General features: G+C 70.6%; 18 protein-coding genes. 4 read left to right on the forward strand and 14 right to left on the reverse strand.

The features are described from left to right. From ACFVYF_RS30155 to ureA, 4 genes are all read right to left on the reverse strand, one after another. On the reverse strand, nucleotides 1-295 hold a 295-nt coding region (locus tag ACFVYF_RS30155; RefSeq protein WP_389460403.1), incomplete at its 3' end, for a helix-turn-helix domain-containing protein. A gap of 10 nt (nucleotides 296-305) precedes the next feature. After that, entirely contained in the window at nucleotides 306-1,343 is a 1,038-nt protein-coding gene (locus ACFVYF_RS30160; RefSeq protein ID WP_389460405.1) for an agmatine/peptidylarginine deiminase, read from the reverse strand. Nucleotides 1,344-1,352: 9 nt separating this feature from the next. Then, nucleotides 1,353-3,044 carry an urease subunit alpha gene (locus ACFVYF_RS30165; RefSeq protein WP_389460406.1) on the reverse strand — a complete coding sequence of 564 codons (1,692 nt, stop codon included), beginning with the start codon at nucleotides 3,042-3,044 and terminating at the stop codon, nucleotides 1,353-1,355. Further along, complete coding sequence (ureA, locus tag ACFVYF_RS30170; RefSeq protein ID WP_389460408.1) at nucleotides 3,041-3,730, reverse strand: urease subunit gamma; 690 nt, start codon at nucleotides 3,728-3,730, stop codon at nucleotides 3,041-3,043. Before ureA ends, ACFVYF_RS30165 begins: the two co-directional genes overlap by 4 nt. A 155-nt stretch (nucleotides 3,731-3,885) precedes the next feature. Here ureA and ACFVYF_RS30175 point away from each other — a divergent pair, with 155 nt between their 5' ends. Continuing rightward, nucleotides 3,886-5,319: a cytosine permease gene (locus ACFVYF_RS30175; RefSeq protein WP_389460410.1), complete on the forward strand. Its 1,434-nt coding sequence runs from the start codon at nucleotides 3,886-3,888 to the stop codon at nucleotides 5,317-5,319. 93 nt (nucleotides 5,320-5,412) lie between these two features. Here the strand turns inward: ACFVYF_RS30175 and ACFVYF_RS30180 are convergent, their stop codons facing one another. Then, nucleotides 5,413-6,501, reverse strand: a complete 1,089-nt coding sequence (locus tag ACFVYF_RS30180) for a branched-chain amino acid aminotransferase (RefSeq protein ID WP_389460412.1) — start codon at nucleotides 6,499-6,501, stop codon at nucleotides 5,413-5,415. Between the two features lie 354 nt (nucleotides 6,502-6,855). Then, nucleotides 6,856-7,899: a 3-isopropylmalate dehydrogenase gene (locus ACFVYF_RS30185; protein WP_389460414.1), complete on the reverse strand. Its 1,044-nt coding sequence runs from the start codon at nucleotides 7,897-7,899 to the stop codon at nucleotides 6,856-6,858. A gap of 186 nt (nucleotides 7,900-8,085) precedes the next feature. On the opposite strand from ACFVYF_RS30185, the gene ACFVYF_RS30190 reads away from it, so the two are divergent. Next, the gene (locus tag ACFVYF_RS30190; protein ID WP_389460415.1) at nucleotides 8,086-9,651 is read left to right on the forward strand and encodes a purple acid phosphatase family protein; all 1,566 of its coding nucleotides are present in this window, start codon (nucleotides 8,086-8,088) and stop codon (nucleotides 9,649-9,651) included. A gap of 145 nt (nucleotides 9,652-9,796) precedes the next feature. On the opposite strand, the gene ACFVYF_RS30195 is transcribed toward ACFVYF_RS30190, so the two are convergent. Both ACFVYF_RS30195 and ACFVYF_RS30200 read right to left on the reverse strand, forming a co-directional pair. After that, the gene (locus ACFVYF_RS30195) at nucleotides 9,797-9,925 is read right to left on the reverse strand and encodes a hypothetical protein (protein ID WP_121406138.1); all 129 of its coding nucleotides are present in this window, start codon (nucleotides 9,923-9,925) and stop codon (nucleotides 9,797-9,799) included. 419 nt (nucleotides 9,926-10,344) lie between these two features. Next, nucleotides 10,345-10,884 carry a GNAT family N-acetyltransferase gene (locus tag ACFVYF_RS30200; protein WP_389460417.1) on the reverse strand — a complete coding sequence of 180 codons (540 nt, stop codon included), beginning with the start codon at nucleotides 10,882-10,884 and terminating at the stop codon, nucleotides 10,345-10,347. Nucleotides 10,885-11,106: 222 nt separating this feature from the next. On the opposite strand from ACFVYF_RS30200, the gene ACFVYF_RS30205 reads away from it, so the two are divergent. Beyond that, nucleotides 11,107-11,997: an alpha/beta fold hydrolase gene (locus ACFVYF_RS30205; RefSeq protein ID WP_389460419.1), complete on the forward strand. Its 891-nt coding sequence runs from the start codon at nucleotides 11,107-11,109 to the stop codon at nucleotides 11,995-11,997. 3 nt (nucleotides 11,998-12,000) lie between these two features. Here the strand turns inward: ACFVYF_RS30205 and pruA are convergent, their stop codons facing one another. Next, nucleotides 12,001-13,632, reverse strand: coding sequence for an L-glutamate gamma-semialdehyde dehydrogenase (gene pruA / locus ACFVYF_RS30210; RefSeq protein ID WP_389460421.1), 1,632 nt, complete (start codon nucleotides 13,630-13,632; stop codon nucleotides 12,001-12,003). A 31-nt stretch (nucleotides 13,633-13,663) separates the two neighbouring features. Beyond that, nucleotides 13,664-14,590: a proline dehydrogenase family protein gene (locus ACFVYF_RS30215; protein ID WP_389460423.1), complete on the reverse strand. Its 927-nt coding sequence runs from the start codon at nucleotides 14,588-14,590 to the stop codon at nucleotides 13,664-13,666. Between the two features lie 170 nt (nucleotides 14,591-14,760). Here ACFVYF_RS30215 and ACFVYF_RS30220 point away from each other — a divergent pair, with 170 nt between their 5' ends. Continuing rightward, entirely contained in the window at nucleotides 14,761-16,029 is a 1,269-nt protein-coding gene (locus ACFVYF_RS30220; protein WP_389460446.1) for a PucR family transcriptional regulator, read from the forward strand. Nucleotides 16,030-16,117: 88 nt separating this feature from the next. Here the strand turns inward: ACFVYF_RS30220 and ACFVYF_RS30225 are convergent, their stop codons facing one another. From ACFVYF_RS30225 to ACFVYF_RS30240, 4 genes are all read right to left on the reverse strand, one after another. Continuing rightward, the gene (locus tag ACFVYF_RS30225) at nucleotides 16,118-17,044 is read right to left on the reverse strand and encodes a carbohydrate ABC transporter permease (protein WP_389460425.1); all 927 of its coding nucleotides are present in this window, start codon (nucleotides 17,042-17,044) and stop codon (nucleotides 16,118-16,120) included. Further along, on the reverse strand, nucleotides 17,041-17,973 hold the full coding sequence (locus ACFVYF_RS30230) for a carbohydrate ABC transporter permease (protein WP_389460426.1): 933 nt from the start codon (nucleotides 17,971-17,973) through the stop codon (nucleotides 17,041-17,043). Before ACFVYF_RS30230 ends, ACFVYF_RS30225 begins: the two co-directional genes overlap by 4 nt. Next, nucleotides 17,970-19,355 carry an ABC transporter substrate-binding protein gene (locus ACFVYF_RS30235; protein WP_389460427.1) on the reverse strand — a complete coding sequence of 462 codons (1,386 nt, stop codon included), beginning with the start codon at nucleotides 19,353-19,355 and terminating at the stop codon, nucleotides 17,970-17,972. Before ACFVYF_RS30235 ends, ACFVYF_RS30230 begins: the two co-directional genes overlap by 4 nt. Before the next feature lie 95 nt (nucleotides 19,356-19,450). Continuing rightward, nucleotides 19,451-20,548 (reverse strand): enolase C-terminal domain-like protein, encoded by a 1,098-nt coding sequence (locus tag ACFVYF_RS30240; protein WP_389460429.1) that lies wholly within the window; start codon nucleotides 20,546-20,548, stop codon nucleotides 19,451-19,453. Nucleotides 20,549-20,557 lie beyond the last annotated feature (9 nt).

Raw genomic sequence — 20,557 nt, forward strand, 5'->3', positions numbered from 1 at the left:
GTTCCACACCTCCAGCCACAGCGTCCAGTGCGGATCGCGGTGGCCGTCGGGAATGTACAGGTCGACGTAGGCGTCGAGCCGGGAGCGGGCCGAGCCGCCCCTCGCTCCACTCCAGGGTCCGCAGCAGCAGCTCGTCCTTGGAACGGAAGTAGTAGAGGAGATGGCCGCTGCTCATGCCGACCTCGCGGCCGAGCGCCGCCATGGTCAGCTTCTCCAGACCGCGCTCGGCGATCATGTCCATGGCGGCGGCGAGCACGTCCTCACGCGGAGGTGCGTTCTTGCGCGCACCGGCCATCCCGCACTCCTCAGATCTTCGGCTGCTGCTGGGTGATGCAGTGGATACCGCCCCCGCCCGCAAAGATCGTACGTGCGTCCACGAGCGTGACCGTGCGGTCGGGGAACAGCCGGCGGAAGATGCCGGCCGCGATCTCGTCCCGCGGGTCGTCGAAGCCGCAGAGCACCACACCGCCGTTGCAGAGGTAGTGGTTGATGTACGAGTAGTCGGCCCAGTGTCCGTCGGCCTCCAGGACCGTCGGGGCCGGGACCTCGACGACCTCCAGCCGGCGGCCGCGCGCGTCGGTCTGGGCCTTGAGCAGCCCGATGATCTCCTTCGTGACCTCGTGGTCGGGGTGCGCGGGGTCCGGCTGGGAGTGGGCGACGACGACACCCGGGCGCGCGAAGGCGGCCACGATGTCGACATGGCCGAGCGTCCCGAAGCCGTGCGGCGGGTAGTCGCCGGTGAGCCCGCGCGGGAGCCAGATCGCCTTGCGGGTGCCGAGGTGGCCGTGGATCTCCGCCTCGACCTCCTCGCGCGTCCAGTGCGGATTGCGCTCGGGGCCGAGCTGCACGGTCTCGGTGAGCAGCACCGTGCCCTCGCCGTCGACGTGGATGGCACCGCCCTCGTTGACCAGCTTCGAGGCGTAGGTCCGCGCTCCGGCCAGGTCGGACACGTACGCGCCGATCTTGGAGTCGTGCTCCCAGCGGGCCCAGTCCTGCGCGCCCCAGCCGTTGAACGTCCAGTCCACGGCGGCGAGTTCGCCCTTGCCGTTGGTGAGGAAGGTGGGGCCGATGTCCCGCATCCAGGCGTCGTCGAGTTCCCGCTCGACCAACTCGATGTCCGCGCCGAGCAGTTCGCGTGCCTCGGCAAACTGCCCTGGTCCGCACACGACCGTGACCGGTTCGAAGCGCCGGATCGCGCGGGCCACGTCCGCCCACGCCCGCCGCGACTCGGCGAGGTCGTCCGGGTTGTCGAAGGTGGGATTGGGTCCCGGCCACGCCATCCAGGTGCGCTCGTGCGGAGCCCACTCGGCGGGCATGCGGAAGCCGTCGGCGGCAGCAGACATTACGGATCCTTACAAGAAGTACAGGCGATTGAGGGAGACGGAGTCGGCCGGCTCGGAGCGCAACGGGTCGCCGTCGAGGGTGACCAGACCGGTGCGCTGGTCCACGTCGACGGATCCCGTACGGGAGTTGAGGCGCAGGTCCGCGGGTCCGATGCCGCGGGTGCCGCGGACGGCGACCCGGCGGCGGCGGGTGGGCATCAGGTCGTTGCCCTGGTCCACGGCGGCCTGCGCGACGAAGGCCACCGAGATGTCGGCGGGTGTCGAGCCGTGCGCTCCGAACTGCGGTCCCAGGACGAGGGGTTCGCAGGTGTCGGTCGCGGCGTTCGGGTCGCCGACGACGCCGTACGCGGGGAAGCCGGACTTGAGCACGAGCTGCGGTTTGGCGCCGAAGTACTCCGGCCGCCACAGCACGATGTCGGCGAGCTTGCCGACCTCGATCGAGCCGACCTCGTGGGCGAGTCCGTGGGCGAGGGCCGGGTTGATGGTCAGTTTCGCCATGTACCGCAGGACGCGCGCGTTGTCGTCGCCGGTGTCCGAGGAGCCGTCGAGCGGGCCCAGTTCGGCCTTCATCTTGCCGGCCATTGCGAAGGTCCTGCGGACGGTCTCGCCGGCCCGGCCCATGCCCTGCGCGTCGGACGAGGTGATCCCGATGGCGCCCAGGTCGTGCAGGACGTCCTCGGCGCCCATCGTCCCGGCCCGGATCCGGTCGCGGGCCATGGCCGCGTCACCGGGCAGGTCGGTCTTCAGGTCGTGGACGGAGACGATCATCCCGTAGTGCTCGGCGACCGCGTCCCGGCCGAACGGCAGGGTCGGGTTGGTGGACGACCCGATGACGTTCGGGACTCCCGCCATTTTCAGCACGTTCGGCACATGGCCGCCGCCGCAGCCCTCGATGTGGAAGGCGTGGATGGTGCGCCCGTCGAGGACCCGCAGCGTGTCCTCGACGGACAGGCATTCGTTCAGTCCGTCGCTGTGCAGGGCGACTTGGACGTCGTGCTCCTCGGCCACCCGCAGCGCGGTGTCCAGGGCGCGGGTGTGGGCGCCCATGTCCTCGTGGACCTTGAAGCCGGAGGCACCGCCCTCGGCGAGCGCCTCGACGAGGGGGGCGTCGGAGGACGACGAACCCCGGCCCAGGAAGCCGATGTTGACGGGCCAGGCGTCGAAGGCGTTGAACGCGTGCCTGAGCGCCCAGGGCGAGTTCACTCCGACGCCCCAGACCGGCCCGAACTCCTGGCCGATGATGGTGGTCACCCCGGAGGCGAGCGAGGCCTCCATGATGCGCGGCGACAGCAGATGGACGTGCGTGTCGACCGCGCCGGCCGTGGCGATGAGCCCCTCGCCGGACACGATGGACGTGCCCGTGCCGACGACCACGTCGACCCCGTCGAGGGTGTCGGGGTTCCCGGCCCGTCCGATCGAGCAGATGCGTCCCTCGCGGATGCCGATGGAGACCTTGCGGATTCCCTGGGCCGCGTCGATCACGACGACGTTGCTGATCACGACGTCGCAGGTGTCGCGGACGGCGGCCGCCTTGAGGTGCAGCCCGTCACGGGCCGTCTTGCCGAAGCCGGCGAGGAACTCGTCGCCGTACTTCTGGGCGTCGGACTCGACGCGGACGGTCAGCCCGGAGTCGCCGAGGCGGACCCGGTCGCCGGCGCGGGGGCCGTGGGTGGCGGCGTACGCGTAGGGGTCGATGCTCATCGGACGGCTCCTTCGGCTCCGAGATATCCGCAGGCGGCAGCCCTGCGCAGGGCCTCTTCCCGCGCTCCGGGCGCGTCCAGCGGTCCGTCGACCAGGCCGGCGAAGCCGATCGCGATCCGCTCGCCCCCGATCGGCAGCAGTCCGACCTCGACGCTCTCGCCCGGCCCGAAGCGGACCGACGACCCGGCGGGTACGGCGAGCCGCTTCCCGTAGGCGGCCGCGCGGTCGAAGTCGAGCCGCGGGTTCGCCTCGAAGAAGTGGAAGTGGGAGGTGACGGAGACCGGGACCGTGGCCGTGTTCGTGACCAGGATCCGTACGTCCGCCTCGGGCTCGGCGTGCGCGGGACCCGGCAGCAGCGCACCCGGGGCCCCGTCGCCGAGGCCTGCGCCGAGGGGGTCGCTGACCACCGCGAGCCGCGAGCCGTCGTCGAAGACGGCCTCGACGTGGACCTCGGTGACGACGTCGGCGACACCCGGCAGGACGTCGTCCGGGCCGAGCACGGCCCGCGCCGCCGCGATCGCCTCGGCGAGGCGCCGCCCGTCGCGGGCGGCCTCGCAGACGGTGTCGGCGATGAGAGCGGTCGCCTCCGGGACGTTGAGCCTGAGGCCGCGCGCCCGGCGGGCACGGGCCAGTTCCGCGGCCCCGAAGAGCAGCAGCCGGTCACGTTCCGTGGGGGTCAGTCTCACGACGCGACACCTCCTTGCCTTCCCTGGGTTAGAACATCACTCTAACTGTGAGATTCGTGAAACGGAACCATTGACGGGCGAGCTGTGCTCACGTCACATTGAACGTCGCTCAAACTTTTGTGAGCACGCGGGCGGCCGATCGAAGGAGACCAGCCATGCCGATAGAACAGCGCGGAGTCGACACCATCCCCGACGAGGAGCGCACCAGCGGGCCGCGCGACCTCGTCTCGATCCTGCTCGGGTCCAACCTGTGCCTCGGCGTGATCATCTTCGGCTGGCTGCCACCGTCCTTCGGGCTCGACTGGTGGGCGTCGGTGAGCTCGGTGGTGGCGGGTACGGTCCTCGGCACGGCGGTCACCGCCCCGCTCGCGCTGGTGTCGCTGCGCACGGCGACCAACCTCTCGACGTCCTCCGGCGCCCAGTTCGGCGTGCGCGGCCGGCTGGTCGGCTCGGTCGTCGGCCTGCTGCTCGCCCTCGGCTACACCGCGCTGACCGTCTGGATCGGCGGCGATGTGATGGTGGGCGTCCTGCACCGTCTCGTCGGCCTGCCGGCCTCGGGCGTCTCGTACGCGGTGGTCTACGGGGTGCTGGCCGCGGCGACGGTGGCCGGCGCGGTCTACGGCTACCGGGTGCTGCTCGCGATGTCACGGGTCCTGGCGGTCGGCATGACCGCGCTGCTGGTCGTCGGCGTGATCGCCTACGCGCCGCACTTCACCACGGCCGCCCTGCCGGGCGCCGGCGGTTACCTGCTCGGTTCCTTCTGGCCGACCTGGCTGCTCGCGGCGGTCGCGGCCGGCCTCTCCGGGCCCATCGCGTTCATCACGCTCCTCGGTGACTACACGCGCTACATCTCCCCGGCCCGGCACACCTCGCGCAAGGTCCTGCACGCGACCTGGCTGGGGCTGATCGCCGGCCTGCTGGTCCCGCAGCTCTTCGGCACCTTCACGGCGTACGCGGCCCGCGCCGCCCTCGACTACGCCGGGCCCCTGGTCTCGGCCTCCCCCGGCTGGTACCTGGTCCCGCTGCTGCTCGCCGCCTCCGCGGGCTCGGTCGGCAACGCGGGCCTGATGCTCTACTCCATGGGCCTGGACCTGGACGCGATCCTGCCGCGCGCCTCCCGGGCCAAGGCCACGTTCACGGTCGCCGTCGTCGCCACGGCCTGCGTCTTCGCCGGCCACTACGCCTGGAACGCGCAGTCCGCCATGACGTCCTTCGTGCTGCTGCTCACCGCGATCGGGACGCCCTGGGCGGTCATCACCCTGATCGGCTTCGCCCGCTGCCGCGGTGTCTACGACCCCGACGCCCTCCAGGTCTTCAACCGCCGTTCGCAGGGCGGGATCTACTGGTACCGCGGCGGCTGGAACATCCGGGCCACGGCGTCCTGGGCCCTGGGTGCCTTCGTCGGTCTGCTCGCCGTGTCCCTGCCGTCGTACGAGGGCCCGCTGCTGTCCCTGACGGGCGGGGTGGACTGCAGCTTCCTGCTCTCCGGGCTCGTGGGCGGGGCGGCCTACCTCGCGCTGACGGCACGGACGGCGCCGACACCGGCGCCCTCGGACCCGGAGTCCGCGCCGGCCTCGGTGGGGTCGTAACGCGCGCACAGCGCGCATGCGGTGGCGCCGAAGCGGGCGCCGGACAGCGCGAAGGCCCGCCCTGTTCATCCCGGGCGGGCCATTTCACGTCCGTCAGGCCAGCGGGTGCATCCAGCCGTGCCGGTCCTCGGTGACACCGCGCTGGATGTCGAGGAGCGCCTCGCGCAGCTTCAGGGTGACCTCGCCGGGCTCGCCGCCCGACTGCTGCCACTCGGTGCCGGCGCGCTTGACCGTGCCGACCGGGGTGATGACGGCGGCGGTGCCGCACGCGAAGACCTCGGTGAGGGTGCCGTTCTCGGTGTCGCGCTGCCACTGGTCGATCGAGACACGGCCCTCCCGCGACTCGTAGCCGAGGTCACGGGCGACGGTGAGGAGGGAGTCGCGGGTGACGCCGGCGAGCAGGGAGCCGGTGAGCTCAGGGGTGACGATCTTGTCCCCGTACACGAAGTACAGGTTCATGCCGCCGAGCTCCTCGACCCACTTGTGCTCCACGGCGTCGAGGTAGGCGACCTGGTCGCAGCCCTTCGCGGCGGCCTCGGCCTGGGCGAGCAGCGACGCGGCGTAGTTGCCGCCGGTCTTGGCGTCGCCCATGCCGCCGGGGACGGCGCGGACGCGGTCCTCGGAGAGCCAGATCGAGACGGGCCGCACGCCCCCGGCGAAGTACGCGCCCGCGGGCGAGGCGATGACGAGGAAGAGGTACTCGTTGGCGGGCTTCACACCCAGGCCGACCTCGGTCGCGATCATGAACGGGCGCAGGTAGAGGGACTCCTCGCCGCCGTGCGCCGGGACCCAGGCGCGGTCGTGCTGGACGAGGACGTCACAGGCCTCGATGAAGGTCTCGACCGGCAGCTCCGGCATGCCGAGCCTGCGGGCGGAGGCCTGGAAGCGCCTGGCGTTCATCTCGGGACGGAAGGTGGCGACGGAGCCGTCGGGCTGGCGGTACGCCTTGAGGCCCTCGAAGATCTCCTGCGCGTAGTGCAGGGTCATGTTCGCCGGGTCGAGGGAGAGCGGGCCGTACGGGACGAGCTGGCCGTCGTGCCAGCCCCTGCCTTCCGTCCACCGGATGGTCACCATGTGGTCGGTGAAGTGGCGGCCGAACCCGGGGTTGGCCAGGACCGCCTCGCGCTCCGCGGCGGAGCGGGGCTGCGAGGAGGGCTTGAGCTCGATCGTGGGCGTCGTCATGAGTGGATGTCCTTCGCGTATGTCCCGGGCGGACGTTGGGGCAACCCCGTTCTTTCGGCCGGGGTCCGGGGGTCGCCCCCCGGGTGTGCGGTACCGGTTGTGCCTGACGGGCCGTGCTCATCTCCGTACGGGCCGTGGCCAGTACGTGGACGTCCGAGCATTCCCTCATGCGGCGGCTCCGCGTTCGATTATCACGCGAGCGGAGCCAGGGACGAAAACAGGGGGAATGCGGCCCAGGGGATGATGGTGACACTCCGGCGGGGCATAGCAAAAGCCGCCGGGGGCGGCAGCTCCCCGGCGGCTACACCCTGTCCGGTGGTTCGGGCCGGACAGGGCCTTGAGTGGCGCGGCGGGTCAGCCGGCTACTCGTACGGCGAGCGCGTCGCCGATTTCGTCGGTGGTACGGGCCGGCCCGCCGACCCGCTCCGCCAGGTCGCCGGCGACGGCGTCCTCGATGCGGGCGGCCTCCGCCTCGTAGCCGAGGTGGCGCAGCAGCAGGGCGACGGACAGGACGGTGGCGCTGGGGTCGGCCTTGCCCTGGCCCGCGATGTCGGGCGCCGAGCCGTGCACGGGCTCGAACATCGAGGGGAACTCGCCACTCGGGTTGATGTTGCCGGAGGCGGCGACGCCGATGCCGCCGGAGACGGCCGCGGCGAGGTCGGTGATGATGTCGCCGAAGAGGTTGTCGGTGACGATCACGTCGAAGCGGGCGGGGTCCGTGACGAGGTAGATCGTCGCGGCGTCCACGTGGATGTAGTCGGTGGTGACCTCGGGGAACTCCTCGGCCACCTTGTTGAACACGTTCGTCCAGAGGTGGCCCGCGAAGGTCAGCACGTTGTTCTTGTGGACCAGCGTCAGCTTCTTGCGCGGGCGGGCCTGGGCGCGGGCGAACGCGTCGCGGACGACACGCTCGACGCCGAAGGCCGTGTTCACGGAGACCTCGGTGGCGACCTCGTGCTCGGTGCCCTTGCGGATCGTGCCGCCGTTGCCGGTGTACGGGCCCTCGGTGCCCTCACGGATCACGATGAAGTCGATCTCCGGCTGCCCCGCCAGCGGGGTGGCGACACCCGGGAGGAGCTTCGACGGACGCAGGTTCACGTGGTGGTCGAAGGCGAAGCGGAGCTTGAGCAGGAAACCGCGCTCCAGGACGCCGGACGGGACCGACGGGTCGCCGATCGCGCCGAGCAGGATCGCGTCGTGCGGCTTGAGGGCGTCGAGGTCGGCCTCGGTGAGGGTCTCACCGGTGGCGTGGTACCGCTTGGCGCCGAAGTCGAACTCTCTGGTCTCCAGCTTCACATCCTGCGGAAGGACGGCGGAGAGGACCTTCAGCCCCTGGGCCACGACCTCCTGGCCGATGCCGTCACCGGGAATCACTGCGAGATTGATGCTGCGAGCCATGACGGAACCGTACTCCTTGTCCCATGGGATGACACGGGGTGTCCGCGATGCGGACACCTTCAGCGGGCGGGCGGGGGGTCGGCAGGTCCGCCGGGCGCGGGCGTCGGCGGGCGCGGCGCCGATCCGTCAGCTCGTGTTCACCCCGGTGTTGGACAGCTGTTGGGGGTTGCTGGGAAGTTTCCCGGCATGGACACCCCTGACGTCGGCATTCCGGAGCAGCTCGCGCGCCGGATGAGCATGGCGGAGCAGCACGAGTACCTGCGTACGAAGCTGTCCCGGCGACGCGCGCTGGTGACCGCGGGTGCGGTCGCCGGCGGACTGCTGACCGGCTGTTCCGCGTCCGGCACGGCCGGCGGAGCCAGGTCGTCCGCGCCCGGTTCGGCCCCCGCCACCGGGCAGGTGCACGGCTCCGTCGCCGCGCCCTTCGGCCGCCATCTCGCCTTCGGCGCCGACCCGAAGACCCAGATGCGGATCTCCTGGCAGGTGCCCTTCGCGGTCAGGAAGCCGTATGTGCGGGTGGGCCTGAAGCCCGGGGAACTGAGCCGGAAGATCGAGGCCGAGGTCCGTGACCTGCACACGCCGGGGCTCGAGGGCCGGCGGTTCGCGGTGGACCAGTACTACCTGCACGCCGCGCTCGACGGCCTGCGGCCGGGCACGACGTACTACTACGGCGTCGGCCACGACGGCTTCGACCCCGCGTCCCGGACCCGGCTGTCCACGGTCGGCACCTTCCGTACGGCGCCCGCCGCTCCCGAGACGTTCGTGTTCACCGCCTTCGGCGACCAGGGCGTCAGCTCCGACGCGCTGGCCAACGACCGGGTGATCCTCGCCCGGCACCCGTCCTTCCATCTGCACGCGGGCGACATCTGCTACGCGGACACGACCGGCCACGGCAAGGACTCGGACATTTACGACCCCACCGTCTGGGACCAGTTCCTCACCCAGACCGAGTCGGTGGCGAAGTCGGTGCCGTGGATGGTGACGACCGGCAACCACGACATGGAGGCCTGGTACTCGCCGAACGGCTACGGCGGCCAGGCGGCCCGCTGGTCGCTCCCGGACAGCGGCTTCGACGCCCAAAACGCCCCGGGCGTCTACTCGTTCACGTACGGCAATGTCGGGATCGTGGCACTGGACGCGAACGACGTCTCGTACGAGATCCCCGCCAACAAGGGCTACACGGACGGCCGGCAGACGGCCTGGCTCGACAAGCGGCTCGGCGAACTGCGCGGGGCGGCCGACTTCGTCGTGGTCTTCTTCCACCACTGCGCCTACTCGACGTCGACCCACGCCTCCGACGGGGGCGTGCGCGACGCCTGGCTGCCGCTCTTCACCAAGCACCAGGTGGACCTGGTGATCAACGGACACAACCACGTGTACGAGCGGACCGACGCCATCAAGGGCGGCGCCGTGGGCAAGGCCGTACCGGTGGGCGCGTCGACCGATCCGACCCGGGACGGGATCGTGTACGTCACGGCGGGCGGCGCGGGCAAGGATCTGTACCGCTTCCCCGAAGGGGTCAAGGACAGCTACGAGGGCAAGGTCGCGGACCGCGAGTCCGTGGACACCTTCCACTGGACCGAGGCACGCGACCGCAACCGCGACACCGTGGAGTGGTCCCGGGTGCGGTACACCGGCTTCTCGTTCCTCTCGGTGGAGGCGCAGGCGGGCGCCGATCCCCGGCTCAGGGTGTCGGCGCTCGCCGAGAGCGGCGAGCGCATCGACCACTTCGAGGTGCGGCGCGGACGGTGAGCCCGCGCCGCACCCCGTGCGGGCGCGGCTCCCGGCACTCGGGTGGTGCGACAGCGTGTGGTGCGACTTCGGGCGATGCGGTCCCGTGCGTACTGCTGTTGCTGTTGTTGCTGCTCGGGACGGGTGTCGCTGCCCGGGGCGGGCCTCAGTGGCCCGTCGCTCCGCCGTTGTCCCGGCGGTCGAGGGCGCGCTGGAGGGCCGCCGCGGCGTTCTTGCGATCGGACTCGCTGGTACGGGAAACGTGACGGACTCGGCGGACGGTCGTCTCGGCCATGATGATCGACTCCTTGCCTCCGGTACATGCCGACCGGAAGTGCGGTGAGGGATACGAGACGCCGGAGGGGCGGGGAGCGCTGGCCGCAGGGGTTACCTGCTCGGGGCCCGGCTCACGACCGCCATTCGCTTGATCGAGCGAGACGTTCGGCTTCTACAAAGCTATGCGAGGAGCGGCCATCTGTCTCCACAATTACTCGGACTTCCTACTATCTGAGACGGCAACCTGCCTCACACCGCTCTGACCTGGGACGACGGCTCGCACCACATCTCCGGCCGCCGGACGCAGCCGTAGCGCCCCGGCGGTCGTGAGCAGACAGAGCGCCCCCATCACCACAAAAGCCACGGAATACGCCGCGTCACAGACGCCCTGACAGGCCCTCGCCCCGACGAGAGCAGGCGAGCCGGGGCCACGAACCGTCACAGCACGTCGCCGTCCCGCCAGTCGAAGACCAGCTCGTGCGCCGGGTCGAGGCGGCCCGCGGCGGCGGGGCGCAGGAAGGTGGTGCCCTCCTCCTCGGGCAGCCGGACGACGCCCTCCGGGCCTAGCGCGCAGATCCGGCCGGGCCAGACCTGCCAGCCGCGGGCCGTGTAGAGCGTGGCGCCGTCCTCGCTGGCGGAGAGCGCGCCGAGGTCGTACGCGCCGTCGACGACCCGTTCCAGCGCGGCCATGACCTGCCCGCCGAGGCCGGTGCGGCGGGCGTCGGGGCGTACGCCGACCGCCTCGATGTACCCGACCCGCAGCGAACGCCCGTCGTGCAGGACGCGCCGCTGGATCACCGAGCCGTGGGCGGCGAGGCCCCGCTCGTCGTGGACGAGGGCGTGGATGCCGCCGAGGCCGTGGTCCCAGTCCTCGTCGGCGAAGCCCCCGTCGAAGGCGGCGTCCAGGAGGGTGCGGGCGGCGCGGAGTTCGGCGGGGGTGAGGTCCGCCGTGTGGGCGGTACGCAGTCGCGTGGTCATCGCCTCAGTATTCCCGCGAGCCCCTGCGACCGCCGAGGCCTCCGCCACCGACAGCAGCCACCGACAGACCCCTGGGGGCCACCAGCGACAGCCACCACTGACGGCGTCGGCACCCCAACCGACAGCTAACCGTCTAAACCATCTTGACTGGTTAGATCGCACGTGATGGACTCGACACATCGCCTTAACCGTCAAAGCCACTTTGAAGGGTTAGTAAACGTCATGAGCCTCCGCCCCCACCGCCCGGTCCACCACCGCACCACCACGGTCCGCGGTCACGAGATCGCCTACCGCGAGGCGGGCCCGGCCGACGCGCCGGTCCTGCTGCTCCTGCACGGCTTCCCGACCAGCTCACACATGTTCCGCGACCTGATCCCGCTGCTGTCCGACCGCTATCGGCTGATCGCCCCCGACCACCTCGGCTTCGGCCGCTCGGCGACCCCGTCGGCCACCGAGTTCCCGTACTCCTTCGCCCAACTGGCGGAGATCACCGGCGAGTTCACCGAGCAGCTGGGCCTGAAGGAGTACGCGCTCTACGTCCAGGACTACGGCGCGCCCATCGGTCTGCGGCTGGCACTCGCGCACCCGGACCGGGTGACGGCGATCATCACGCAGAACGGCAACGCGTACGAGGAGGGGCTCGGCACCGAGGCCTGGGCGCCGGTCCGCGCGCTGATCGCGGGGCGCACACCCGGGACCGAGGCAGCGGTCCGTGAGATCAGCAGCCCCGACGGCATCAAGTGGCAGTACCTGCACGGCGTTCCGCAGGACCGTCAGGACCAGGTCAGCCCCGACGCGTATCAGCATGACGCCGCGCTGATGGCCCGTCCCGGGCAGCCGGACATCCAGCTCGACCTGATCGCCGACTACGGCTCCAACTTCGCGCTCTACCCCGCCTTCCAGGAGTACTTCCGCAGCAGCCGGGTGCCGCTGCTGGCGGTCTGGGGCGCCCATGACGAGATCTTCGTCCCGGCGGGCGCGCTCGCCTTCCTGCGCGACCTTCCGGAGGCCGAGATCCATCTGCTGCCGACGGGCCACTTCGCCCTGGAGACGCACGCGGGCCAGGCAGCCGCCCTGATCGGCGACTTCCTGGCCCGGAACCTCAGCAGGTAGCGGTCAGCCCATGTGCGGGTACGCGTAGTCCGTCGGCGGGACGAGCGTCTCCTTGATGGCGCGGGTCAGCGTCCAGCGCATCAGGTTCTGCGGGGCGCCCGCCTTGTCGTTGGTGCCGGAGGCCCGGCCGCCGCCGAAGGGCTGCTGGCCGACGACGGCGCCGGTCGACTTGTCGTTGATGTAGAAGTTGCCCGCCGCGTAGCGGAGCTTCTCCATCGTGTACGCGGCCGCCGCACGGTCGTTGGACACGACCGAGCCGGTGAGCGCGTAGTCCGACGCCGACTCCATCTGGGTCAGCATCTCGTCGTAGTTCTCGTCCTCGTACACGTGCACCGCGAGGAACGGGCCGAAGTACTCGGTCTTGAAGACCTCGTTCTCCGGGTCGGAGCACTCGACGACGGTGGGGCGCACGAAGTAGCCGACCGAGTCGTCGTACTCGCCGCCCGCGACGATCGTGCAGGACGGGTCCGACTTGGCGCGGTCGATGGCCGCCTTGTTCTTGGCGAACGACCGCTCGTCGATGACCGCGCCGACGAAGTTCGACAGGTCGGTGACGTCACCCATGGTCAGGTAGTCGACCTCGGCGGCGAACTCCTCCTTGAAACCGGAGTTCCAGATGGAGGCCGGGACGTACGCGCGGGAGGTCGCGGAGCACTTCTGGCCCTGGTACTCGAAGGCACCGCGGGTCAGCGCCGTCTTGAGGACCGCGCGGTCGGCGCTCGGGTGCGCGACCAGGAAGTCCTTGCCGCCGGTCTCGCCGACCAGACGCGGGTAGGAGCGGTACTTCTCGATGTTGTTGCCGACCGTCTTCCACAGGTACTGGAAGGTCTTGGTCGAGCCGGTGAAGTGGATGCCGGCCAGGTCCCGGTGCTCCAGGGCGACCTTGGAGACCTCGATGCCGTCGCCAGTGACGAGGTTGATGACGCCCTTGGGCAGACCCGCCTCCTCCAGGAGCTGCATCAGCAGCACGGCGGCGTGCGTCTGCGTCGGGGACGGCTTCCAGACGACGACGTTGCCCATGAGCGCGGGCGCCGTCGGCAGGTTGCCCGCGATCGCCGTGAAGTTGAACGGCGTGATCGCGTAGACGAAGCCCTCGAGCGGGCGGTGGTCCAGACGGTTCCAGACGCCCGGGGAGTTCGCCGGCGGCTGCTCGGCGAGCAGGTCACGGGCGTACTTGACGTTGAAGCGCCAGAAGTCGACGAGCTCGCAGGGACAGTCGATCTCGGCCTGCTGGGCGGTCTTCGACTGGCCGAGCATGGTGGAGGCCGCGAGGGTCTCGCGCCAGGGGCCGGCCAGCAGTTCGGCGGCGCGCAGGATGATCGCGGCGCGGTCGTCGAAGGCCATCGCGCGCCAGGCCGGAGCGGCGGCCAGGGCCGCGTCGACCGCGTCCTGCGCGTCCTGCTGGGTGGCATGGGCGCCGGTGCCGATGACGGCCTTGTGGTTGTGCGGCTGCACGACCTCGAAGCGCTCACCGCCGCCGAGCCGCTTCTCGCCGCCGATGGTCATCGGCAGCTCGATCGGGTTCTCGGCCAGCTCCTTGAGCTTGACCTCCAGGCGGGCGCGCTCGGGCGAGCCGGGGGCATAGCCGTGCACCGGCTCGTTGACGGGGGCGGGGACCTGGGTTACAGCATCCATGGTTTCCGAGACTCCTTAACTGAGCGGTGGGTCAGCCCGTGGTGAGGATCGAGCGGGCGAAGAAGAGCAGGTTGGCCGGCTTCTCCGCCAGACGGCGCATGAAGTAGCCGTACCAGTCGGTGCCGTACGCGGTGTACACACGCATCCGGTGACCTTCGGCGGCGAGCCGCAGGTGCTCCTCGCCGCGGATGCCGTACAGCATCTGGAATTCGTACTCGTCGAGCTTGCGCCCGGCGCGCCGGGCGAGCTCCTGGGCGATGGAGATCAGCCGGGGGTCGTGGGACCCGATCATCGGGTACCCGTCGCCCTCCATCAGGATGCGCAGCACCCGGACGTACGCCTTGTCGACCTCGGCCTTGTCCTGGTACGCGACCTCGGCGGGCTCCTTGTAGGCGCCCTTCACGATCCGTACGCGGCTGCCGCTCGCGGCGAGCCGGCGGGCGTCGGCCTCGGTGCGGAACAGGTAGGCCTGGATGACGCAGCCCGTCTGCGGGAAGTCCTTCCGCAGCTCCTCGTGGATGGTGAACATCGAGTCGAGGGTGGTGTGGTCCTCGGCGTCCAGCGTGACGGTGGTGCCGATGGCGGCGGCGGCCTCGACGACCGGGCGGACGTTGGCGAGGGCCAGCTCGTGGCCGTCCTCCAGCGCCTGGCCGAACATCGACAGCTTGACGGACATCTCCGCCTGGGTGCCGAGATCCAGCGCCCGGAGGTGCTCGATGAGTTCCAGGTACGCGTCCCGGGCGGCGTACGCCTGCTCGCGCGTGGTGATGTCCTCGCCGACGACGTCGAGGGTGACCGCGAGGCCCTTGGCGACGGCGTCCTGGACGACCGGGACGACCTGGCCGACGTTCTCGCCGGCGATGAACCGGGCCACCACCTGCTTGGTGCCGGGGGCGGCCGACACGAAGCGGCGCATCCGGTCGCTGCGCGACGCGGCGAGAATCACGGGTCCCAGCACGGGGCACCTCCACGGAAAGTACGGACGGCCGCGGACCCCGGAGGCGGAACGCCCGGGTACGGCACGGAGAACCACCGTGAAACCTAAGGATCCCTCCGATCGTGGGCCATCGACAGCTGTCACGCATCCGTGCCCTGGATCTCAGACATCTGTATGAAGGGACACCGGAAATAGGGGAGAATGCCCGTGTGACGGGTGATTTCAAGGCGGGCAGGGCGGACGGCCGCGGCGAGTACCAGGAGCTGGTCGACGAGATCTCGGCGCTCCTCGGCGCCCCCGCGACGCTGGAGAACCGGGACTTCGAGCTGATCGCGTTCGGCGCCTACGACAGCGACCGCGACTTCGACGAGGGCTCCCTCGACCCCGTCCGCACCCGCTCGATCCTCACGCGTCGCTCGACCTCGGCGGTCCGCACCTGGTTCGAGGGCTTCGGCATCGCCCGCGCGAGCGGCCCGGTCCGCATCCCGCCGACCCCGGAGGCGGGGGTCTACCGCGGACGTATCTGTCTGCCCGTACGCCATCGGGGGGTGGTCCTCGGTTACGTGTGGCTCCTGGCCGACGATCCGGGGCCCACGGACGAGCAGCTGGGTGCCGCCATGGAGGTCGCCGCCCGCATCGGCGCGCTGCTCGGGGACGAGGCACAGGCGGGCGCGGACCTCACCCGCGAGCTGCGGGCCGTGCTCACAGCCGAGCGCGGCTGGCAGCGGGACATGGCGGTGGCCGAACTGCGCACGGCCCTCGGCCCGCGCGCGGACGGACTGCACACCGTCGTCTGTGTCGCCCCCTGGCCCTCGGCCGACCCGCAGGACGCCCCCTCGGTCCGTACGGTGCCGGGTGCGACCGCGCTGTGCACGGTGCCGTGGGGAGCGGCCGGGCAGAGCCTGGCGCTGCTGGTTCGGCTCCGGTCACCGGACGTACTGACCCCGGCTCTCACGGCCGCGGCGCGCTTCGTCCACGAGGCGGAGAACCCGCCCGGGGCACGGGACTTGAGGGCCGAGGGTGACCCTGCGGCAGGAACCCGTGGGGGCCGGGCGGCGGCCGGAGTCGCGGTCGCGCGTGTCGGCCTGGCCGAGCTGGGCGCCGCCTGGCAGGAGGCGTCCGCCGCCGCGCGCGCCGCGCTGGCCGAGCCGCGCCTCGGGCCGGTCGCCGAGTGGGCGTCCATCGGCCCCTTCCGCCTCCTGACGTCACTGCCCCCGGAGACCGCCCAGGACCCTGCCGTACGCACCCTGTTGGCCCCCGCCCACCACGAACTCGCCCGCACCGCCGAGGTGTTCCTCGACTGTGCGGGCCAAGCGGGCCGCACCGCGGCGGAGTTGGGCATCCACCGGCAGACGCTCTACTACCGCCTGTCACGTGTCGAGCAACTGACGGGGCTCGACCTGGACGACGGCGAGGACCGGCTGCTGCTGCACATGGCGTTGAAGGGGGCGCGGCTCTGAGCGGCGTCCTGCAACGGCGCCGACAGCCGCGGGCACCGGGGCGCAGGCCCGGACGAGAACCGCGCGAACACGGCGGCACGGCGGGCGCTCACTCCTTGGTCGCTCCGGCGAGCATCCCGGAGACCAGCGTGCGCTGCGAGAACAGGAAGAGCACCAGCACGGGCAGGATGGCGACGATGATCGCCAGGGCCAGCTCCGGGATGGTGATGTTCAGACCGGCGCCGGCCACGGGGTTGAAGGACGGGGTGGAGGTGAGCAGTTGGTTCAGGCCGACCTGGACAGGGAACTGCTCGCTGTTCGGCAGGACGAGGTAGGGCAGGAAGAAGTTGTTCCAGTTGCCCACGAAGCTGAAGAACGCGACGAGGCCGACCACCGGCTTCGCCAGCGGCAGCGCGATGCGCGAGAAGAGCTGCCATTCCGTGCAGCCGTCGATCCGGGCGGCCGACAGCAGGTCCCTGGGCAGGCTGCTGCCGAAGTAGATGTACACGAGGTACACGCCGAACGGGTAGAAGGAGAAGGGCAGGATCACCGACCAGACGGTGCCGATCAGGTGGAAGCGGTTGAGCTCCAGGAAGACCGGCAGTACCAGGGTGGCCTGCGGCATGATCATCGTGACCAGAGTGACCATGAGGAGGGTTTTGCGTCCCCGGAACTTGGTCAGGGCGAGTGCGTAGCCGGCCGGGACACTGACGGCCAGCGTCAGGACGAGCGAACCGCCGGAGTAGATCGCCGAGTTGCGCAGCCAGGTGAGCATGGCGCCGTCCTGGAAGGCGAACAGGTGTCGCCAGGCGGCGCCGATCTGCTGGAACGACCCGAAGGAGAGCGGGTTGTCCCGCACCACTTCGCCGGCGGTCTTGGACGGGGCGAGCAGCAGCCAGACCACCGGCAGCACGAAGAACACCAGCAGGGCGGCGAGCAGGACGCCGACCACCAGGAAGGACAGGGCCCGGGACGGCCGGACGCGCCGGCCCGCCGCTGCCGAGGAGAGCGCCGAGGAGAGAGTGGATTGCGTCATTTCTCATCCAACTTGAACAGGTTCGATCGGGCGACCAGCAGTCCGGCGGCCAGCAGTCCCACGGCCAGCAGGAAGACGGCGATGGCGGCGGCGCCGTTGAAGTCGCCCTGCTGGAAGGCGTAGACGTAGGCCAGCTGATTGGGCGACCAGGTGGGGCTCACCCGGCCGAGGCTGGCCGTCTGGAGCAGTTGGGGCTCGACGAACAGCTGGGTGCCGGTCGCGAACGCCATGATCGTCATGTAGACGATCCACTGCCGGATCATCGGGATCTGGATGTGCCAGGCGCTGCGCCAGGGCCCCGCGCCGTCCATCCGGGCGGCTTCCAGCACCTCGTCGGGGATGTTGTTCAGCGCCCCGTACATCACGACCATCCAGCCGCCGGCGCCGGTCCAGAAGGCGATCAGCATGAGGATCAGCGGCAGGTTGCCGGGGGCGAGCACGGCCGCGAAGGTCTGGAGCCCCATGCTCTTGAGCACCCAGGACACCGGGCTGACGTCCGGGTCCAGCATGAACAGCCAGACCAGCACGCTCGCCACTCCGGCGAGGGCGCCGGGGATGTAGTACAGGAAGCGGAAGAGGGCCGACGTGCCCGGACGCACCCGGCCGCGCAGCACCACCGCAACCAGGACGACCAGAACGACCAGGGTGACCAGCCACAGCGCCAGGTAGATCAGCATGTGGGTGAAGGCCGGCACGAACCGGTAGTCCTGGGCGACCTTCACGAACTGGTTGACGCCGGTGAACTGCCCCCGGTCGTTGGTGAACGCCAGGTAGAACGAGTACCCGGTGGGGAAGACGCCGAAGGCGAGCAGCAGCACCGCGTATCCGGCGACGAAGAAGTAGCCCGCGAGACCGGGGCCCCTCCGCCGCGGCGTGCTGCCGCGGCGGAGGGGGGAGACGGCGACGCGCTCGGTCTCCAGCAGGGTCATTTATTGACCACCTTGTATCCCTGGGCCTTCGCCTCGTTGCTGATCTCCTGCTGCCAGGCGGGCAGGGTCGAGGTCAGGCTCTTGCCGGCGGTCAGGGCCGGCAGGACGACGCTGGACCAGGCGGTGGCGTCCGGGAACTTGGTGTTCGACCAGCCGGTCCACACCTCGTTCGCGGCCTCCTGGAAGGGCTTGCTGACGTCGTTGGCGAAGTAGTCGCTGTTGGCCGGGTTGGCCAGCCAGGCCTGCGCGGCCTTGGTGTAGGCCGGGTAGGTGGGCGCGGCGGCCTGGTTCTCGTCGGAGGTGGTCAGCCAGGTGGCGAGGTCCGTGGACGCCTTGAGGTTGGCGCTGTGCGAGGACACCATCCACACGCCGCCGCCGACGTTGCCGGTGGCCGCCGTGGTCTCACCCTTCCAGGTCAGCGGGGACGCCGCGGCGATCTGCTTGGCCGGGGCCTTGAAGGCGGCCTTGAACAGGTACTGGCCGTACCAGGACGGGCCGTACGCCATCAGGACCTTGCTGCCGCTGTCCTTGGCGAACCCCTGGCTGAAGAAGCCCTTGGTGGTGACGGCCTTGGCGTCGATCAGGCTGTCCAGCAGCTTCGCCGTCCGGGTGCACTTCGGGTCCTGCAGATCGCTGCGCAGGGTGTCCGGCTTCGTCAGCTGGAACGCCGGGCACTGGCCGGACCAGAAGTACGACTCGTGGGAGTTGGTGTCGCCGACCGAGCCGACGAGGTAGCCGGGGTGGTCCTTGGCGACCTTCTTGCCGAGGGCCTCGTAGTCCTCCCAGGTGGTGGGGACCTGGTATCCCCACTTGTCCATGAGGGACTGGTTGTACCAGAGGACGACCTGCGCGATGTCGTTGCGCAGGCAGTAGGTGTGACCGTTGAACTCGCAAGGCGTCAGGGAGCCCTTGGCGAAGCCGTCCAGCGTGCTCTTCGGGACGAGCTTGTCGTCCAGGGGCGCGGCGAACGGCTGGGCGCCGGACTTGGTGGGCTCCGACGCCCAGGTCACGTCGGTCGGTGAGCCGAACACCACGTCCGGCCAGCCGCTGCCGGTCCGGTCGAACAGCTGCACCTTCGACTGGAGGTAGGTCGAGCCGTCGGCGCCGCCGTCGTACGTGACGATCTTCATCTTCACGTCCGGGTTCGCCTTCTGGTACGCCTTCACCGACGGCAGCCGGGTGGAGTCGGCCCAGACCGTGATCTGCGAACCGTCCTTCTGCGTGGCCGGTTTGAACGCCGCCTGCGAGGAGGAGGGCTCGGTGTCGGTGTCGGCGCTGGCACAGCCGGCCAGCACAGCCGCGGTGGCCAGGGAGAGCGCGGCCGCGGCGGTCCGCAGCACTGTGCGGCGTCGGGCGGCTCTCGGAGATCCGGAAGACCTCATTGTCTTGCCTTTCTGTTCTTACGGGGGGGACAGGGGGCGCGCCGGATGGGGGGCGCCGGCTGCGGTGGCCGTCCGGGCGGACGGCCACCGCCCGGTCAGCGCGGCTGTTCGACGAACGGCAGGAGTTCGTTGCCGTAGCCGAAGTCGAGGGGAAGAGCGATGCCGGGCCCGGTGGGGGCGTGCACCAGGCCCTGGTCGTCCACATGGCGTTCGCGGACGACGTTCGTCGCGGTCACCAGGGACTCGTAGTAGGTGGTGTTGGAGATGGCCATGCACAGGTGGTGGTTCGGGATGTCCGAACCGTGCACCTCGGCCCGCAGCCGGTAGGCGTCGGCGAGGTGGGCGGTGCGCATGGCGCCGGTGATGCCGCCCCGGAGGGTGGTGCCGGCCCGTACGCCGAAGGTGGCGGCGCCGGACTTGATGAAGTCCGCGGAGTTCATGTGGGCTCCGTCGGAGGTCTCGGCCACCAGCAGCGGGATGTCCACGGCCGCTGCCAGCGCCTGGTACGCGGAGATGCTGAACTCGCGCATCGGCTCCTCGTACCAGAGGTAGTCGGCCTCCGAGAGCGCCCGCCCCAGGCGGATCGCGTCGGGCAGGTCGAAGCCGGCCGACCCGTCGTACATGAGAGGGACGTCCGGACCTACGTGGTCGCGCAGCGCCAGAGACAGCTCCGCGTCGCGGCGGGCGTCGCCCCAGGCGTGCAGCTTGATGCCCACATAGCCCAGTGCCAGGCACTGGTCCGCCACGTCGAGGAACTCCGCGATGCTGGAGAACGTCGAGGTGGAGGCGTAGGCGGGGATCGCCTCCCGGAAGCCGCCGAGCAGGCGCCAGACCGGCTGGCCGTGGTACCGGCCGGCCAGGTCCCACAGGGCGGTGTCGATGAGACCCAGGGTGGGGAGCGGGAGTTCGTGGATGCGGTCCAGCTCCCACACCCGGTGCCACAGCCATTCCCGCTGGAAGGGGTCGGCCCCGACCAGTTCCTCACGGAAGACCTGCTCCACCAGGTACTGCAGGGTGCTGAAGGCCCCGGGCCGGGCGAACAGGGCCACCCCTTCGGCACCCTCGTCGGTGCCGATCCGCAGGACCGCGCCGTCGCCCACCGGAGCGCTTCCGCTCAGCCCGTCCCGCCAGCGGAAGGGCGGGCTGGCCGCCGGAACATCGATCCGGTGTACTTCGACATGGGTGATCTTCATTCCTGGCTT

Source organism: Streptomyces sp. NPDC058274 (genome assembly GCF_042881375.1).
Lineage (GTDB): Bacteria > Actinomycetota > Actinomycetes > Streptomycetales > Streptomycetaceae > Streptomyces.

Excerpts from the sequence above, each read along its gene's own strand:
- ACFVYF_RS30235 (WP_389460427.1), bottom strand. The coding sequence starts at position 19,355 with ATGAGGTCTTCCGGATCTCCGAGAGCCGCCCGACGCCGCACAGTGCTG.
- ACFVYF_RS30230 (WP_389460426.1), bottom strand. The coding sequence starts at position 17,973 with ATGACCCTGCTGGAGACCGAGCGCGTCGCCGTCTCCCCCCTCCGCCGC.
- ACFVYF_RS30240 (WP_389460429.1), bottom strand. The coding sequence starts at position 20,548 with ATGAAGATCACCCATGTCGAAGTACACCGGATCGATGTTCCGGCGGCC.
- pruA (WP_389460421.1), bottom strand. The coding sequence starts at position 13,632 with ATGGATGCTGTAACCCAGGTCCCCGCCCCCGTCAACGAGCCGGTGCAC.
- ACFVYF_RS30185 (WP_389460414.1), bottom strand. The coding sequence starts at position 7,899 with ATGGCTCGCAGCATCAATCTCGCAGTGATTCCCGGTGACGGCATCGGC.
- ACFVYF_RS30190 (WP_389460415.1), top strand. The coding sequence starts at position 8,086 with ATGGACACCCCTGACGTCGGCATTCCGGAGCAGCTCGCGCGCCGGATG.
- ACFVYF_RS30205 (WP_389460419.1), top strand. The coding sequence starts at position 11,107 with ATGAGCCTCCGCCCCCACCGCCCGGTCCACCACCGCACCACCACGGTC.
- ACFVYF_RS30175 (WP_389460410.1), top strand. The coding sequence starts at position 3,886 with ATGCCGATAGAACAGCGCGGAGTCGACACCATCCCCGACGAGGAGCGC.
- ACFVYF_RS30225 (WP_389460425.1), bottom strand. The coding sequence starts at position 17,044 with ATGACGCAATCCACTCTCTCCTCGGCGCTCTCCTCGGCAGCGGCGGGC.
- ACFVYF_RS30180 (WP_389460412.1), bottom strand. The coding sequence starts at position 6,501 with ATGACGACGCCCACGATCGAGCTCAAGCCCTCCTCGCAGCCCCGCTCC.
- ACFVYF_RS30195 (WP_121406138.1), bottom strand. The coding sequence starts at position 9,925 with ATGGCCGAGACGACCGTCCGCCGAGTCCGTCACGTTTCCCGTACCAGC.
- ACFVYF_RS30160 (WP_389460405.1), bottom strand. The coding sequence starts at position 1,343 with ATGTCTGCTGCCGCCGACGGCTTCCGCATGCCCGCCGAGTGGGCTCCG.
- ACFVYF_RS30200 (WP_389460417.1), bottom strand. The coding sequence starts at position 10,884 with ATGACCACGCGACTGCGTACCGCCCACACGGCGGACCTCACCCCCGCC.
- ACFVYF_RS30165 (WP_389460406.1), bottom strand. The coding sequence starts at position 3,044 with ATGAGCATCGACCCCTACGCGTACGCCGCCACCCACGGCCCCCGCGCC.